12 protein-coding genes are annotated in these 14,973 nt (G+C 70.6%); 2 read left to right on the top strand and 10 right to left on the bottom strand.

Translation table 11 applies throughout. From position 1 onward, the window contains the following. Nucleotides 1-31: 31 nt before the first annotated feature. Complete coding sequence (locus GRC12_RS31070) at nucleotides 32-1,249, top strand: toll/interleukin-1 receptor domain-containing protein (protein WP_208782872.1); 1,218 nt, start codon at nucleotides 32-34, stop codon at nucleotides 1,247-1,249. A gap of 44 nt (nucleotides 1,250-1,293) precedes the next feature. On the opposite strand, the gene fxsT is transcribed toward GRC12_RS31070, so the two are convergent. From fxsT to fxsA, 5 genes are all read right to left on the bottom strand, one after another. Then, complete coding sequence (fxsT, locus tag GRC12_RS31065) at nucleotides 1,294-5,295, bottom strand: FxSxx-COOH system tetratricopeptide repeat protein (RefSeq protein WP_208782871.1); 4,002 nt, start codon at nucleotides 5,293-5,295, stop codon at nucleotides 1,294-1,296. Then, a complete protein-coding gene (gene fsxC, locus GRC12_RS31060) occupies nucleotides 5,292-6,470 on the bottom strand; it encodes an FxsC protein (RefSeq protein ID WP_208782870.1) in 1,179 nt (392 codons plus the stop codon). Before fsxC ends, fxsT begins: the two co-directional genes overlap by 4 nt. Before the next feature lie 183 nt (nucleotides 6,471-6,653). Continuing rightward, entirely contained in the window at nucleotides 6,654-8,075 is a 1,422-nt protein-coding gene (locus tag GRC12_RS31055; protein WP_208782869.1) for an aKG-HExxH-type peptide beta-hydroxylase, read from the bottom strand. After that, nucleotides 8,072-9,223, bottom strand: a complete 1,152-nt coding sequence (locus GRC12_RS31050) for an FxsB family cyclophane-forming radical SAM/SPASM peptide maturase (protein WP_208782868.1) — start codon at nucleotides 9,221-9,223, stop codon at nucleotides 8,072-8,074. The genes GRC12_RS31055 and GRC12_RS31050 overlap by 4 nt, the downstream gene beginning before the upstream one ends. Nucleotides 9,224-9,267: 44 nt before the next feature. Further along, complete coding sequence (fxsA, locus tag GRC12_RS31045; protein WP_208782867.1) at nucleotides 9,268-9,444, bottom strand: FxSxx-COOH cyclophane-containing RiPP peptide; 177 nt, start codon at nucleotides 9,442-9,444, stop codon at nucleotides 9,268-9,270. 375 nt (nucleotides 9,445-9,819) lie between these two features. Between fxsA and GRC12_RS31040 the strand changes: the two genes are divergently transcribed. After that, entirely contained in the window at nucleotides 9,820-10,713 is an 894-nt protein-coding gene (locus tag GRC12_RS31040; protein WP_208782874.1) for a DUF4231 domain-containing protein, read from the top strand. 17 nt (nucleotides 10,714-10,730) lie between these two features. Here GRC12_RS31040 and GRC12_RS31035 read toward each other — a convergent pair whose 3' ends face one another. The 5 genes from GRC12_RS31035 to GRC12_RS31015 all read right to left on the bottom strand — a co-directional run. Next, the gene (locus tag GRC12_RS31035; RefSeq protein ID WP_208782866.1) at nucleotides 10,731-10,898 is read right to left on the bottom strand and encodes a hypothetical protein; all 168 of its coding nucleotides are present in this window, start codon (nucleotides 10,896-10,898) and stop codon (nucleotides 10,731-10,733) included. A gap of 140 nt (nucleotides 10,899-11,038) precedes the next feature. After that, nucleotides 11,039-11,599 (bottom strand): tRNA (adenosine(37)-N6)-threonylcarbamoyltransferase complex ATPase subunit type 1 TsaE, encoded by a 561-nt coding sequence (gene tsaE / locus GRC12_RS31030; RefSeq protein WP_208782865.1) that lies wholly within the window; start codon nucleotides 11,597-11,599, stop codon nucleotides 11,039-11,041. After that, on the bottom strand, nucleotides 11,565-12,806 hold the full coding sequence (locus GRC12_RS31025; protein WP_208782864.1) for an alpha/beta fold hydrolase: 1,242 nt from the start codon (nucleotides 12,804-12,806) through the stop codon (nucleotides 11,565-11,567). The genes tsaE and GRC12_RS31025 overlap by 35 nt, the downstream gene beginning before the upstream one ends. 147 nt (nucleotides 12,807-12,953) lie before the next feature. Next, on the bottom strand, nucleotides 12,954-14,123 hold the full coding sequence (gene alr, locus GRC12_RS31020; protein ID WP_208782863.1) for an alanine racemase: 1,170 nt from the start codon (nucleotides 14,121-14,123) through the stop codon (nucleotides 12,954-12,956). 45 nt (nucleotides 14,124-14,168) lie between these two features. After that, the coding region (locus tag GRC12_RS31015; protein WP_244374022.1) for a L,D-transpeptidase family protein at nucleotides 14,169-14,973 on the bottom strand (805 nt) is incomplete at its 5' end.

The following is a 14,973-nucleotide window of genomic DNA, read 5'->3' as shown; positions in this document are numbered from 1 at the left end:
GACCCGATCCGGCCCCCGTACGAGGAGTCCCATGCCCGCCCCTCATGTCTTCCTCAGCCGCAGCGAACCCCTGGACTGCACCTGCAGTTGCTGGCCGGCCCGCCGCGCCATGGAGGAACTGCTCTACCAGGAGGGCTGCGAACCCATCGTGGTGGACCGGGAGTCCCTGGTGCCGGGACAGGACTGGATGGAGGCCATATCCGACGGCATGGGCAGCGCGCACGGCATGCTCCTGATCGTCTCCAGCCACGCCCTGCGATCCGAGCACGTGCAGAACGAACTGGCCATGGCGGAACTGCGCAACCGGCACGACGGCTTCCCGGTGATCCTGCTGATGCTGCCGGAGGTGACCCTCGAAGCCCTGGAGAAGAGCGGCCTGGGATCCCTCAATCCGAACAGGCGCCAGCTGGTGGAGTGGCCGGGCGGCGACGACCTCGATTCCGTACGCCGTGTCATACGCCCCCAATTGGAGCTGATGCGCGCCGAGTTGAGCGGGGCCAAGGTGCACCACCGGGTCGTGCACCATCTGCGTGAGGTGGACGCGGAGAGCCTGAGCCGGGCCGGCGCGCTGCTGGGGGTCCCGGTCGAGATGCTGTCCCTGCTGATGCGTCACCGGCTCGCCTCGGGCCTGCTGACGGAACGGCCGAGCGAGCCCGAGGCCGACCCACTGCGCGCCGCGCTCACCGAACTGCTGCCCCTGTCCGGTCCGGACGCCTCACGCGAACTGATCCAGCTGAGCGTGACCCACGCCCGGGTGCCCGCGGTGGAGGCGGACCGTATCCGCGGGGTGGCCGGCAACGGCTCCCCGCGGGTCGCGGTGCTGCCCGCGCGGTCCACGGAGACGGCACGCCGGTACGTCCACCGGGCCAGCGAACAGCCGCTGCCCTGGGACCACCTGGTCGTCACGCTCAGCGCGGGCGCCGGGGTGCTGGGGGACCTGGTGGAGCACATCGGGGAGGAACTCCTCAGGGAGTTCGACATCGAGGACGAGGAGATGCTGCGCGAGCACGAGCAGGACTTCGGCCCGCTGGTCGTGATCGTCCCGCACGCCCCGGACCCGGACCTGGTCAGAGCGCTCGACGCGGCGTACCCGGTGGGCCTGCTCTTCCTCTTCGTGGTGGACGGCGAACTCCTCGGCGCGACCGGCGCGCACACCCGGCTGGACGGCCTGCCCGCCTGGCGGGAGGAGGAGATGAACCGCACGGTGCGGCGGTTCGTACGCAAGTACGGCACGTCCCTGAGCAACTGACCGCCCCGGCACGGGACCGGGGCGGCTGCTGTTCGGGCATCGGATCAGGTCGGAGGCATCTCCAGGTCGAAGTCGATGCGCTTGCGGTCGGTCATCATCCGGACGGTGGGGTGGTCGGGGCCGAACTCCCGCTCGGCGGCCTGGGTCGCCCTGCCGAGCTCCACCGGGCCCTCGTCGTCGCCCATCAGGGTGCGGTCGAGGGCGACGTTGTAGTCCGCGCAGAGCACGCGGGGGTGGTGGTTGCGATAGAGGGCACGGTAGGCCTCGCGGGCTTCCTGGTCCTCGGCCAGCGCCTCCTCGTGCCGGCCCAGCGCGGACAGCACGCCGGCCCGGTTGGCCCGGCAGGCCACGGTGGCGGGGTGGGTGGCGCCGAGTCGCTCGACGAGGAGCGGGAGCGTCTCGTCGGCGAGTTCCATGGCACGCTCGGTCTCCTCCCGACTCCTGAGGATGGCGACCAGGTTGGACGCGGCCGCCAGGGTGAAGGGGTGCGCCCGGCCGAGGCGCTCACGGTAACGCTCGAAGTTCTGCTTCCCGAGGTCGACGGCCTCCGAACCGCGGACCGGGTCCAGATAGGACAGGGCGAGCAGGTCGCAGGCGAGGTTGGCGGTGCACGACATGGTGTCGGGGTGCCCCTCGCCGTACCGCTGCCGGTAGACGTTCAGGGTGGAGCGCGTCAGGGCCTCCGCCTCGGCGTAGTTGCCCATGCGGCGCTGGGTCACTGCCAGGGACGCGTCCGTGCGCAGCACGTCGTCCACCTTCTCGTCGTTGAGGAGTTTGACGAGCCGCTTGCGGATCTCGTAGAGCAGGTCGAGGGAGCCCTGGTAGTCACCGGTCTCCCTGCGGTCCAGTGCCACGTTGGTCGCGAACGGGGTCCAGGTGAGCTTGTGCGACAGCCCGAGCGCCTGCCGGGACCGCTGATAGGTCTCGGTCGCGCGCTCCAGGGCCTGGGAGGGGTTGCCGGACAGAACGAGCGAGACACCGAGACCGTTCGCGGCGCGGAGCGTGTCCTCGTGGTCGGGGCCGAAGTGCGGGCTGTTGAGGTAGAGCTCGTACGTCCGGCTGTCCTCGTCGTACGCTTCCCGGTAGCGGCCGAGGCTGCGCAGGTCGGCGCCGTAGTTGCGGGCCGTCACGAGCGTGTAGCCGTCGTCCTCACCGAGCTGTTCACGCTGGCGCTCGAGTGTGTCGGCGTCCAGGTCATGGGCCTCCTCGAAACGGCCGAGGGAGCGCAAGGGGTTGGCCACCTGTGCGGCCAGTCGCAGCTTGAGGTGGTGGTCCTCGCCGAGTGAGACCTTCCAGATGTCGAGCGCCTTCTGTCCCAGCGCCGCGGCGGCGCGGTGGTCCCCGATCCGCCACTGGTTGCGGACCTGGCGGATGACCCACTCGCAGACCCGCGCGTCGGTGTTGAGCATGGCCTCGGAGGGCTCCAGATGGGGCAGCAGCTCCGCGAACCGCTGCTGGACCGTCGGATGGTCCTCCGGGAAGGCCGCCGAGGGCAGTGCTCCCGCCAACACCAGTTGTGCCTGACGCCGGGTCCGCTCCTCTCGTTCGGGATCGTCCCGCAGCCACTCGCGCACCGCGGCCTGGACGAGTCGGTGGATCTGGATGGAACCGCTCTGCTGGTCGACGGTGGCCAGCGCGTACCGCCCGAGGTCACGGATCAGGTAACCCATCACCATGGCGTCGAGCACGGAATCGTCCCCGGTCTCCTGGGCGAGCCGGTTGCGCATGGCGTCGCTGTAGAGGAGCGAGTGCGCGATCGGCTCCGGAGACAGGAAGGCACAGAGTTCGAGGAGCCGTACCGCTGCGGGGCGTTCGCTGCCGAGGCGGTCGACGGTCAGCCGCCAAACCGCGAAGAGGGACTCCCGTTGGCTGTCGCCGGTGCTCGCGGCCCCGCTCAGCACCGAGCTGGCCTGGCTCTTGACGCGGTCGAGGTAGGTGTCGAGCGGCATGGCCGTCTGACGCAGCCAGGCGGCGGCGATCTCCATGGCCATCGGGAAGTCGCCGAGCGTGTCGGCGATCCGGTCGGCGTCCTCCGCCGACAGTCCGTCCACCCTTCGGCGCAACAGGGCGATGCTTTCGGACCTGTTGAAGGAGTCGACCTCCATGGAGGCTTCGTACTCCTGGTGCGGGGACCGCCGGGCGGTGAGGATGACGTGTCCCGGCCCCTCTGCGGGAAGGTACCGCTCCACCGTCGTGTCTCCCTCTTCCATGTTCCAGCTCTCGCCGTCCGTGGCTGGGTTTTCCGTGACGTTGTCGAAAACCATCAGCCAGCGACCATAATCGCCACTTTTAAGCGCATTCATCGTCGCCTGGGCACGTTCGTCCACCGTGTCGCCAGGAACGCCCAGCTCAAGACCGAGTTCCGCGAGCAGCTGCGGAATCCGATTGGGCTGTTCAGCCGGAATCCAGTGCACGAGGTCGTACTGAGAACCGTAACGGTGGACGTACTCCTGCGCGATCTGAGTCTTGCCGATTCCGCCCAGTCCGTAGAGAAAGACCTTGCCCACCGGTGTGTCCGGACGCAGTGACTCGGCGTTCAGCTCGGTGCGCAGCCGGTCCAGCTGTACGTCGCGTCCGATGAAGGTGTTGTTGCGGCGCGGAACGTTGAAGATCCGAGGCACCAGGCCCGGATAGGCGATGCCCTCGGCAACCGGGGCCGACGTGGGCCCCTCCACTTCGAGGATGGCGAAGACCTTGCTGAGAGCCTGCCCCTCGGGTGCGTCGACCAGGGTGAATCCGGGCAGCCCGCGCAGCGCCGGCTCCGGTTGGTGCTCCCGGGTACGCAGCCCGATGATCCTGGGCCCTTCGGGGGCCGCCACCAGGGCGCGCACCTCGTCGGCGACCGGTGTGGCGGAGAAGTCGGGCGAGAGCAGCGCGATGACCACGTCGGCCCCGTCCGTCGGGCCACTGGACAACGGCAGCGACGGGCTGCTTCCGCGCAGCGTCACGGCGATCCCGGCAGCCTGCAGCTGGGCCGCGAGCCACTCCGCCCAGGCGCCGTCGCGCAGCGCGAAGTCGACCCGCACCCGGGGCACGAGACGCCCTCCGGGTACCGGCACCCGCTGGAAGCGGGCGAGCAGTTGCCGGCGCACCGGCTCCTTGACCGGCTGCAGTGCCGTGACCTGCCCGTCAGTGATCACCGAGGTGAGACGCTCGTAGGCGCCGAGGAGCGAGGCGGGCTGGCGGGGTGTGTCGGCGACGGTGGCCAGGACCTCTTCGTAGGCGAAGAACGGCTTGTACGGGATCTCCACCGCTCCCCAGTAGGCATCGGGGTCGGCCGCCCGCGGCGTGTCCTTGAGGAACTCCTGGAAGCGCCGGCGCGCATGGCCCCGGCTCACCGCGAGCTTCTCCTGCTCGGCGTCCTCCACCCGCATGGGCACGGGGAGGATCCGCACGCGCGGGGCGGCGCGCCGGACGTCCGCGGCCACGCTGGCGCCGCCGTCCACCGACTGGGTGTTGAGTGTGAAGCAGTTGATGAGGACGTCCGGCATGAGCACCGTGGTGATGCCCGAGGTGTCACTCCAGCCCGTACGGCTGTCGATCAGGGCGTAGTCGTAGTTGCGCCGCATGTCCTCGCGCAGGGCGCGCAGGAAGGCAGCGCCGTCGCGCTGCTCGTAGAAGCCCTTCCAGTCGTAGGTGTTGATCATCTCGGAGTACTCGGGGGTCTTGCGTCCCGGCGAGATGAAGTCGACGTAGCCGCCGCTGTCGAAGCTCAGGGCCAGGGTGGAGGCGAAGCGCTCCACCCTGGCCTGCTGGCTGTAGTCGCCGCCGGCCGGCCGGGGCCTGGCCATGTCGAAGCCGCGGATGAGGTCGATGACGCCCGGGGTGGAGTCGAGCTCCGGATCGCCGAGGAAGGGCGCGAAGTAGCGGTGCAGACCCGGCGCCTCCAGGTCCCAGTCCATGGCGAGCACCCGCTTGCCGTTGCTGGCCAGGATCCACGCCACGTTCGCCAGGGCCATGGTGCGGCCCGTCCCACCCTTGAACGAGTAGAACGTGACGATGGTGCCGGACTCGCGGGTGCCGGCGTCACCCGAGTCGAACGTCATGACGAGTACCTTCCGAGCAGGGGAAACGTATGCGGGCCGTCGGCCGGCGTCGCCTGCGGCGGGACGGCTTCCACTGATGACTTGAGCGCCTCGTTCTGCAGGCGGACGAGCACCTTGCGCAGGGAGGACGTGAAGCTCTCCGCGTCCGGCAGCCCCCAGCGCTCGTACTCGCTGTGCCGTCCGCGCATCAGGGGCAGCGCGCGGTCCAGGAGTTCGTCGAGGGTGACCGCCCGTTCGGCCGACTCGGTGTCGTCCCGTGACCTCGGTTCGAGCGCCGTGGTCGCCTCGGGATTCCGCTCGTCGACGGCGGCCAGGAGCCGGTGCTTCTCCCCGAGCATGGCCGCCCAGGCGTCCACAAGCAGCACGACGAGCTGTTCGGGGTCGTGCTCCCGGCTGATCCGATCGACGGTCTCCGCGTCCAGCGGAAGCACGGTCGCGGTGAGGTCCAGCGCGGTGGCGGTGTTCTTGACCAGGGAGACCAGCGCCTCGTGTTCCCCCGGGGCATAGGGAGACCACTGCAGGGCCGTCTTTCCGTAGTACTGGCGCGAGTGCCGCTCCTCGGGTGCTTCCTGCTCGCCCGTGGACGCCATGACGAAACTGACGGACTGGACGCCGGCCGGGGCGGGCGCGCCGACGGGCGCGTGCGTGCCGGCCGCGTCGAATCCGTGCACCTCGGGAAGCTGCTCCGCGGCCGCGACGATCCGGTCGGCGACCGCCTTCAACACCTCGTCGTACGCCGACCGGTAACGCGCCTTCAGCCGCAACAGATGCAGCAGTCCGTCCCGCTGGTACGCCTCCGACCGGACGCGCAGGGGCGGATACGGCGCGACGGCGTCCAGTGGGTACGCGGGATCGGGTTCCCACATGACCGGGATGACCGCGTCGACGCTGCGGCCGGTCCTGGACCGGTGCACGTTGAGGCGCCGCTGGAAGTAGGACCATTCGGCCAGGCAGTACGTCTGACTGAAGTACCTCGGTGAGTGCAGCGCGACCAGGACCGTGGAGCGGCCGAGCAGATCCACCGACACGTCCGCCGACTGCGGCTCCCCGCGTACACCCACAGCCTCCGGGGGGCGCCCGGTGCGCTCACCGACGACCCGGCAGAGGTCATGGAAGAACGACGCGACCCACTCCTCGTCGACCGTGCGGACGTGGCTCAGATAGAAGTGGCTCACGATGGCTCCCGGGGCGCGTCACCAGGGGTGGCACCGTGTCGATGTTTGTTCCGGACGTGATGAAAATCGGGTGGTGGGCCCAGGCGGACGCGACAGAGGGCTCCGTACCGTCCCGCCATCCGTCGGGCGTGCGCCGTCCCCGGCCGCGCCGCCGCGTCCCCGCCGTGCCACCGCACCCTCATGTCAGTCTGCCCCCGGTGTCGTGCCGTCGGACGTCTTCGCACCGCATCGGGCGCGGCATGCAAGACCCGCACCGCCCTGCACGGCGGCGGACGCGGCGGGTCTGCGCAGTTGGTACGGGGTCCCCCAGGAAGCCACACGAACGGATGACGCTCCTTGAGGCTGGACGGATGACCGTGGGTGTACGGGAAAACCGCAGCGCGCCGCCTCTTCCACCATGATCGCCACGAAGCGGGCGCCGACGGACGTCAGTGCGGGATGGAGTTGGAGCATCCCCAGAGCGGCGGCGACCTGTCGGCCGTAGTGGTGCAGCCGTGCGTCTGCGCGGCGGGCCTGTTCGCCGGTCAGTTCCTGCCGACGGCGCCGCCAGAAGTCGATCATGGAGAGATGGGCGTGCGTTCCCGTGAGCACGGAGGCGACGGGGCGAGCGTCCTGCCGCCAGCCGACCCTGTGCAGGGTGCGGTCCTCCGGATCGGCGAGATCGACCAGGTCGGCGAGGCCCGCATGAACGATGTGGGTGGTCTCGTGCACGACGGTCTCCGCCAGTCGCACCGGGTCGGCGGTGCAGGAGACCGCGATCGCCCCGTACGCCTCGCGCGCCGAGGAGCTCACGCCGCGCCCTGTCCACGAGGGCCGCAGCGGCACCAGTGCCGTCCACAATTCGGCGCAGGCGACGGCCCGTTCGGGGACGAGGCGGTTCAGCACGCGCCAGGCCGACGTCAGCGAAGCCTGCCAGACACGCAGTTGCTGGGCCGTCTGTCTGCCGTCCACCGGATGACCGTGCGCGTCCCGGTAGGGGTCGCCGTCCTCCAGAACCACCGTCAGCGGCGGGGCGCCCGGCGCCCGGGCCGTCAGGCGCCGCGGGGCATGCCACTCGTCATGGTGGGCCATGCGCTCCCGCTCCCCCAGGACGACGAGCGACCGGCCACCCCACTCGAGGACGTCGCCCCGTAGGTGGACCTCTCCCACGCCCGGCGGCAGCCGGACGTCCCCCAGGGTGGGCAGCCACAGCAGCGATTCGGGCGCCGGAAGGACGAGATGCGGACGCAGTCCGGCACGTAACGCGGCAGCGGCGGCCAGGCCCCCCAGCCGGGCGAGGTCGGAGCCGAGGGCCGGGCGGGGGCCGTCCGACGCCCGCAGGCAACGGCCCAGCCAGACGCCGACATGGGGATGGAGCAGTACGTCCTCGAAGGCCCGGACGTCCGCCCTGCGAGCCCGGACGCACAGGTCCCAGGCGGCCGACGCGTGCGACGCCCAGAACCCCGGCGCACCCTCGCGGGCCACGTCGGCGACGCTCTTCAGCATCAGCAGGCGCCGGGAGACCTGTCCGTCCCGCAGCACCCGCAGCGCGGCTGAGGACGGTCGGCAGGCCGCCAGGCTCGCGAAGTCCTCCGCGGTCATCCGCAGCGTCGCCGGGCCCGTCATGACGCGGTCCCGAGCAGATCGGCGGCGTCGGCCACGACACGGTCCCGGATCCGGGTGGTGAGCACGCGCAGATCCGCGCAGTACACACTGGGGTTGGCGAAGCCGGTGCGCGGGTGGAAGCGGTGGGCCCGCACTCCGCCTCCGCACAGGCGGACCACCTCACAGTCACGGCACACGTCGGCGAGCGCCGACAGTCCGCCGCGCCGGGCGTCGGCCACGACCGGATGCCGTGCGACGGCGTCGAAGTCGTGCGCGAAGATGTCGAGTCCGGTCGCCGCCGCGCCGTCCCGCGTGGCCTTCAGGGAATCGGACAGCTCGATGGTCCCGTCGCTCTCGACGACGAGGAAGTCCGTCTCCGCGAGCCCGACGCTCTCCGACCGGACGTCACCGCCGAGCGCAAGGTCCATGAGGTCCTCGAACAGGCGGATCCGGGTCTCCTGGCGCGGAGCCGTGTACCACCGTTCGAACACAGCGAGGAGCCAGTTCGCATACGGTGTTCGGTCCGGATCGTGACCTGGCGGGGGGTGCTCCCAAGTGGCGTGCGGTAACAGGAAGTTGACTGCGGGCGGTGCATGGCCGAGAAGCGACTCGAAGACCTCGAGGGGCGGGCTGGAAATATCGATCGTGCACAACAGGCCCGCGAACAGCGCCTTGTTCTCGGGCCTGCGCAAGAGTTCCAACCCCCTCCGGACAGCGTCGTAGCTGCTCCGTCCGTTCCTCGCCCGCCTATGACGATCGTTGGCCTCACGCCCGCCATCAAGAGACACGCCTACCGACACCCCGTGTCGGCGGAACAGTTCCATCCACTGAGGGTTCAGAAGAGTCGCATTGCTCTGCACGGAGATATCACAGTCAGCCGTGCCCCGCAGCTCCTGCCGCAGAACTGATAAGAGGTGTTCGATTCGAGCCGGACCGGCGATCAACGGCTCGCCCCCGTGCAGAGTCACCCGAACCCGGCGCAGGGCGTGCCGACGGGCGTGTTCGGCTATGCGCGCCGCCAGCCGGTCGGCGGTCGCGGTCGCCATCGCAGACGGTTTGCGCTGCCAGGTCCGGTCGCGCAGCTCGTACACATAGCAGTGGTCGCACGCCAGGTTGCACGGCTGGGCGACCTTGACCACCCACTCGACGAACGGGTTCGCATCACGCACGTGCCACCTCCTGCCATGCGGTTCCCCGGCTTTTCACCCGTCCGTCAGATCGACGAGTCAAACATGGCCACGTCAATCGCATGACGCTCCACAACGTCCCGCCGCACCCTCCTCATGGCCCTGACCAGAGCGTTGTCGGGCAGTTCGTCCAGTTCGACGGCCGTGACACCGCTCAGATTCAGCACGTCGTCGAACTCCAGGTCACTCGACGGCGTCTCCATGGACCCCCCGTGCTCGCTCGAACCGCGGAGGTCCGGGCGTGGCCCGGGCTCGCGGATGTGGACCTGCGTCAGGCCGCAACTCAGCGCTCCGTATGCCGAGTTGCGGACGGAGTGGTGCTGTTCGGTTCTCGTCTCAGGGAAGCACATAGATCAACGAAGGGCCAGCGTGCGTAGAACTCCCGGTCTCCGTGTGCGGCTCGATCTGGTCAGCACTGCCAAGCCCTCCTGTGCGAGGCGGTGTTGGCACCCGTGCGGCCCCAAGTCACCATGAGTCTTCCCCTCTTCATGGCGAGGTGACGCATGGCGGCCACGACGACTCCCGGACAGAACGTTCCGGGGCCGGGCGCGAGGATAGGAGACGACGATCTGCCCCCGTTGTTCCGCTCCAACGACCGGTGGGCACTGAACCGTCAGAGCGAATCGTTCCGCGCGACCAGGACCGAGCTGGCACTGCTGCTCGTGGCGACCGGCTGCGCCACCCTGGCCGACCGCTTCAACAGCCACGTCCTCACCGCCCTCTCCGCCCTGCTGTACGGCCTCACGGTGATCGCCGGCGTCGTCATCCGCCGGCGCCGGGCACGGGCCCACTGGCAGGCGCACCGCGACGCCGCCGAGACGGTGAAGTCGCTGGCCTGGCAGTACATGGTCCACGGCGGACCGTTCCACTCCGCCGTCCCCGACCCCGAGGGACTGTTCCACCAGCAACTGGAGGAACGGCTGCGCCCCCTGCGCCGGGTCGGCTGGCAGGAACCCTCCCACGACCCCGGCAGGCCCTGGGTCCCGCCGAGCGGCCAGCAGCCGCACGATCCGCGCCATCCGCAGATCACCCGCGCCATGCGGGCGGTACGCGCCCAGCCGTTCGCGGCCCGCAAGGACATCTACCTGCGCGACCGCGTCCTCGACCAGCTCGGCTGGTACGGCGGCCGGGCGGGCCAGGCGCACCGGTCCGCCACCGCCTGGTCCACGCTGACCGCGTCGCTGACCCTGCTGGCCCTCGCGGCCGCGGTGGCCAGAAGCACGGGCATAGCGGCGAACTGGGACCTGAGCGGCCTGCTGGCCGCAGCCGCGGCGGCCGGTGTCGCCTGGCTGGAGTCCCGTCGGCACCATCCGCTGTCGTACGCCCACGAGTTGGTGCGCGAGGGGCTGGAGACCCAGCGGGCCGCGCTGACCATGAGCGTGCCCGAGGAACAGTGGCCGCAGGCCGTGGCCGAGACCGAGCACCTGATGTCCCCCCAGCACACCGACTGGCTCGCCCGCTTCGGCGGATGAGCCGGTCGACCGTCGGGTCAGGCCGCCTCGGGGTGTTCGTCGAGTTCCGGGTCGGGCATGCGCGGGGGCGTGGAGATCACCGTCGCGGCCGCGCAGGACGCCAGCAGGTCGCGCATGGACACCCCGGACACCGTGCGCGGCAGCGTCTCCGCCCGTTCCGGGAGCGATCGTTCCGTGGCCGACATGGACGCCTCCTGAGGAGCGGGGGGCGGGCGTAGTTAGGTAGACCTAACCACGAGCTGGATACCATGTGACCACGCACAAGACGCCTAATGCAATATCTTGCCGACGTCTTGTCGGAACGTTCACGCGAAACGACCGGTGTTCAGGCGGACAGCACGCTCAGATCGACGGTCCCCCACCGTTCGCCCAGCCCGGCGACCGTGACGTGCCGCACCTCGTCCGCCGTGTCGCCGACGGCGCGGTGGATGACGACGTTCAGCCGGTCGTCGGTCAGCTCCTCCACCTTGCCCTCGCCCCACTCCACGACGATCACCGAGTCGGACAGCGAGACGTCGAGATCGAGGTCCTCCATCTCGTCGAGTCCGCCTCCCAGCCGGTAGGCGTCGACGTGCACGAGGGGCGGCCCGTCACCCAGGGACGGGTGCACACGGGCGATCACGAAGGTCGGGGAGGTCACGGCCCCGCGCACGCCGAGGCCCTCGCCCAGCCCGCGGGTGAGCGTCGTCTTGCCGGCGCCGAGTTCCCCGTTGAGCATCACGAGGTCACCGGCGCGCAGCAGCTTGGCCAGCCGGCGCCCGAGGTCCCGCATCTGCTCGGCGGACGTGACGGTGATCTCCACGGACGGCACGGAGGACTCGGAGGACACGGACGGCACGGAGGACTCGGTCTCAGCCGGGTTGTGCGGTGCTGCTGGTGCTTCCATAGCCTCCCACGTTAGCCCCTGCGGGTACGGCTCCAGCGCGGGTGAGGAGGTCGGCGAGCCGGTCGGTGACCACCTCCGGGTGTTCCAGCATCACCAGGTGCCCGGCGTCCGGTACGAGCACCAGTTCGGCCTCCGGCAGCAGATCGGCGATCGCCTCGCTGTGCTCGCTGGGCGTGACCATGTCCTGCACCCCGGCCAGCACCAGCACCGGCATGTCCGTGAAGAGGGCCAGGGCCTCGGTCTTGTCGTGGTTGTCGAACGCCGGGTAGTACTCGGCGACCACGTCGATCGGCGTGCCTTCGATCATCCGTTCGGCGAACCGTACGACGGCCGGGTCGACGTCCTTCGAGGCGAACGAGTACCGCTTGATGATCCCGGCGAACAGATCGGCGGTGGCCCGCCGCCCCTTCTCCACCAGCGCCGCCTGCTGCCCGAGCGCCTTCAGCACTCCGGGGAGGATCCGCCGCACCGCGTTGACGCCGGCGACCGGCAGCCCGAAGTTGACCTCGCCGAGCCGCCCCGACGACGTACCGACGAAGGCGGCGGCGACGACCCGGTCCCGGATCAGCTCGGGGAACTGGTCGGCGAAGGCCATCACGGTCATCCCGCCCATGGAGTGCCCGACCAGCACGATCGGCCCCTCGGGCACGGTCGCGTCGATGACGGCCTTCAGGTCCCGCCCCAGCTGCTCGATGTCGACCGGCACGCCGTCCTGCACCTGCCGCACCCCGCGCCCGGACCGCCCATGGCTGCGCTGGTCCCAGTGCACGGTCCGTACGACGCCCCTGAGGGCCGCGCGCTGGAAGTGCCAGGAGTCCTGGCTGAGGCAGTAGCCGTGGCAGAAGACGACGGTGACGGGCGCGGGTGCCTTGCGGCCGAACAGCCGCCGCCGGCGCGGGCCGAGCGCGGGCACGGCGTCGGGGTCGACGTCGTCGACCTCGTAGTACAGCTCGGTGCCGTCGTCCGCGTACGCCTTGCCGGGTGTGCCGCGCAGCGAGCCGTACGGGCCGGTCGCGTCGAGGGCGAGCCGGGCCTTTCTGCGCATGCCGCGTCCGACGGTGAGCCGCTCTATGGCGACGCCCGCCGCGGCGCCCGCGGCGACCACGCCTATCGCGGCGCCCGCGATGCCGGTCGCCCTGCGCCAGTTGGCGGCCGCCCCCGTGGCGGAGGCTACGGCTGCGACGGCCTCCGCACTGCTCTCGCTCACGTACCGCTCCTCTTCGCCGGACTGATCTTCGCTGGGTCGGGTGGTGCTGGTGTTACGAAAGGAACTGCTGGTGTTACTACCGGGCCTGCTGTTGTTACTGCACGGACTGCTGGTGTTGCTGACCTTGGCGGGGCGCACTCCGTGCGATTACCCCGGTTGTTGCTCATTCACGTAGACGCGAGGAACACGCGTTCCGATGCGCGTGACGATCTCGTACGCGATGGTGCCCGCGGCCTGCGCCCAGTCCTCGGCGGTGGGCTCGCCGCGGTCGCCGGGTCCGAACAGCACCGCCTCCGTGCCGACCGGGGGTTCGTCGCCCCCGAGGTCGACGACGAACTGGTCCATCGCCACCCGCCCCGCGACCGTCCGCCACTTGCCGTCGACCAGGACGGGCCCGGTGCCGGAGGCGTGCCGCGGGATGCCGTCGGCGTACCCGACCGGCACGAGTCCGAGGGTCGTGGCGCCCGGGGTGACGTAGTGATGCCCGTAACTGACGCCGTGACCCCCCGGAACGCGCTTCACGAGGGCGATGTTCGCCGCGAGCGTCATCACGGGCCGCAGTCCGAAGTCGGCGGGCGTGCCGACCTCGGGGCTCGGCGAGATGCCGTACAGGGCGATACCGGTCCGTACCAGGTCGAAGTGGGACTCGGGGAGCGTGAGGGTGGCCGGCGAGTTGGCGATGTGCCGCACCTCCGGGCGGACGCCCTGCTGCTCGGCGTACGCGAGCATCTCGCGGAAGAGGGTCAGCTGGGCGGCGATGGAGGGATGTCCGGGTTCGTCGGCGCAGGCGAAGTGGGACCACAGCCCGGTGATCCGCAGGAGTCCGTCGGCCTCGGCGCACAGGGCGCCCGCGACCAGCTCGGCCCAGTCCTCCCCCGGCTGGCAGCCGTTCCTGCCGAGCCCGGTGTCGGCCTTGAGCTGCACGCGCGCGGGGACACCCGCCTCCCGTGCCGCCGCGGTGACCTCTCCCAGGGCCCACATGCCGCTCAGCGACACGTCGATGCCGGCCTCGATCGCCTCGCGCCAGGGCCCGCCCGGCGTCCACAGCCAGCACATGAGCCGGCCGTCGAGCCCCGCCTTCCGCAGCGCGAGGGCCTCCTCGGGCGTGGCGGTGCCGAGCCAGGCGGCTCCCGCCTCGACGGCCGCGCGGGCGCATGGCACCGCGCCGTGGCCGTACGCGTCCGACTTGACCACGGCCATGAGCTGCGCTCCCCGCGCGCGGGCACGCAAAGCCCGCACATTGGCGCGCAGGGCGGCCAGATCGATCTCGGCGCGGGCCCGCAGGGGCGCGGTCGGGGCAGTGGCTGTCTCAGTCATGGCGCCCCCAGTGTCTCAGAGGGGTCCGACAACCCCTGCGGACGGCTACGCTCCGAGCCGCCGTCCCCACACGTACACGTGGTCTCCGGTCTTCAGCACACCCCAGAGCCTCCGCGCGTCCGCGAGCCGCAGATTCACGCATCCCCATGATCCGACGGTCGTGTAGATGCTCCCGTAGACGGCGTGGAAGGCCTGCCCGCCGCTGAAGAACTGGGCATAGGGCATGGGTGAGTTGTAGAGGGTGGACCAGTGGTTCTTGTGCCTCCAGTAGATCTTGAACCAGCCGGTACGGGTCCGGTGCCCCGCCCGCCCGCTCCGCATCGGCACGGGCCCGTAGACGACCTTCTTCCCCTTCTGCACCCAGGTCAGCTGCCGGTCGAGATCGACACAGGCGACGCGGTAGCTGCGCACGGGACACTTCCCGGCGGCGTTGGGGTTCTTCCGCGCACCGATGAGCTGCATGGTGGCCCAGGTGACGGGCCCGGCGAACCCGATGGCGGGCTTGATCCCGTACGTGACCTGGAACGCCCGGATGGCCCGGCAGTCGGCGGCCGACTGCTTGCCGTCCACCTTCAGCTTCAGCCACCGTTCGACGCCCCGCTGGTAGGGCCCGGTCCGCTTGCTGCAGGCGACCTTCTGGACGGCGTCGGCGAGCGGCACGTACTCGACGAGGTCGTACGTCCCCGGGGCGGCGTCCCGCGGCTCGACGGCGTCCTCCTCGGCGCTCGGCGTGTACACCCTGGGCGCGAGCACCTGGTCGGGCGTGTCGATCTGCCAGGGCTGGGCGGGACCCGGCGGAACACCGGGAACGAGCTCGACCTCCGGCCCGGGAGCGGGGACCGGCGGAGCG

This window comes from Streptomyces griseorubiginosus, from assembly GCF_017614965.1.
Lineage (GTDB): Bacteria > Actinomycetota > Actinomycetes > Streptomycetales > Streptomycetaceae > Streptomyces > Streptomyces griseorubiginosus_B.
The sequence above is the reverse complement of the archived record's forward strand: the minus strand, read 5'-3'. Positions and strand labels throughout refer to the sequence as shown.

What these genes read in the sequence shown, in the direction of transcription:
- GRC12_RS31070 (WP_208782872.1), top strand. Translation starts at nt 32, where the DNA reads ATGCCCGCCCCTCATGTCTTCCTCAGCCGCAGCGAACCCCTGGACTGC.
- fxsT (WP_208782871.1), bottom strand. Translation starts at nt 5,295, where the DNA reads ATGACGTTCGACTCGGGTGACGCCGGCACCCGCGAGTCCGGCACCATC.
- GRC12_RS31055 (WP_208782869.1), bottom strand. Translation starts at nt 8,075, where the DNA reads ATGACGGGCCCGGCGACGCTGCGGATGACCGCGGAGGACTTCGCGAGC.
- fxsA (WP_208782867.1), bottom strand. Translation starts at nt 9,444, where the DNA reads ATGGAGACGCCGTCGAGTGACCTGGAGTTCGACGACGTGCTGAATCTG.
- GRC12_RS31035 (WP_208782866.1), bottom strand. Translation starts at nt 10,898, where the DNA reads ATGTCGGCCACGGAACGATCGCTCCCGGAACGGGCGGAGACGCTGCCG.
- tsaE (WP_208782865.1), bottom strand. Translation starts at nt 11,599, where the DNA reads ATGGAAGCACCAGCAGCACCGCACAACCCGGCTGAGACCGAGTCCTCC.
- alr (WP_208782863.1), bottom strand. Translation starts at nt 14,123, where the DNA reads ATGACTGAGACAGCCACTGCCCCGACCGCGCCCCTGCGGGCCCGCGCC.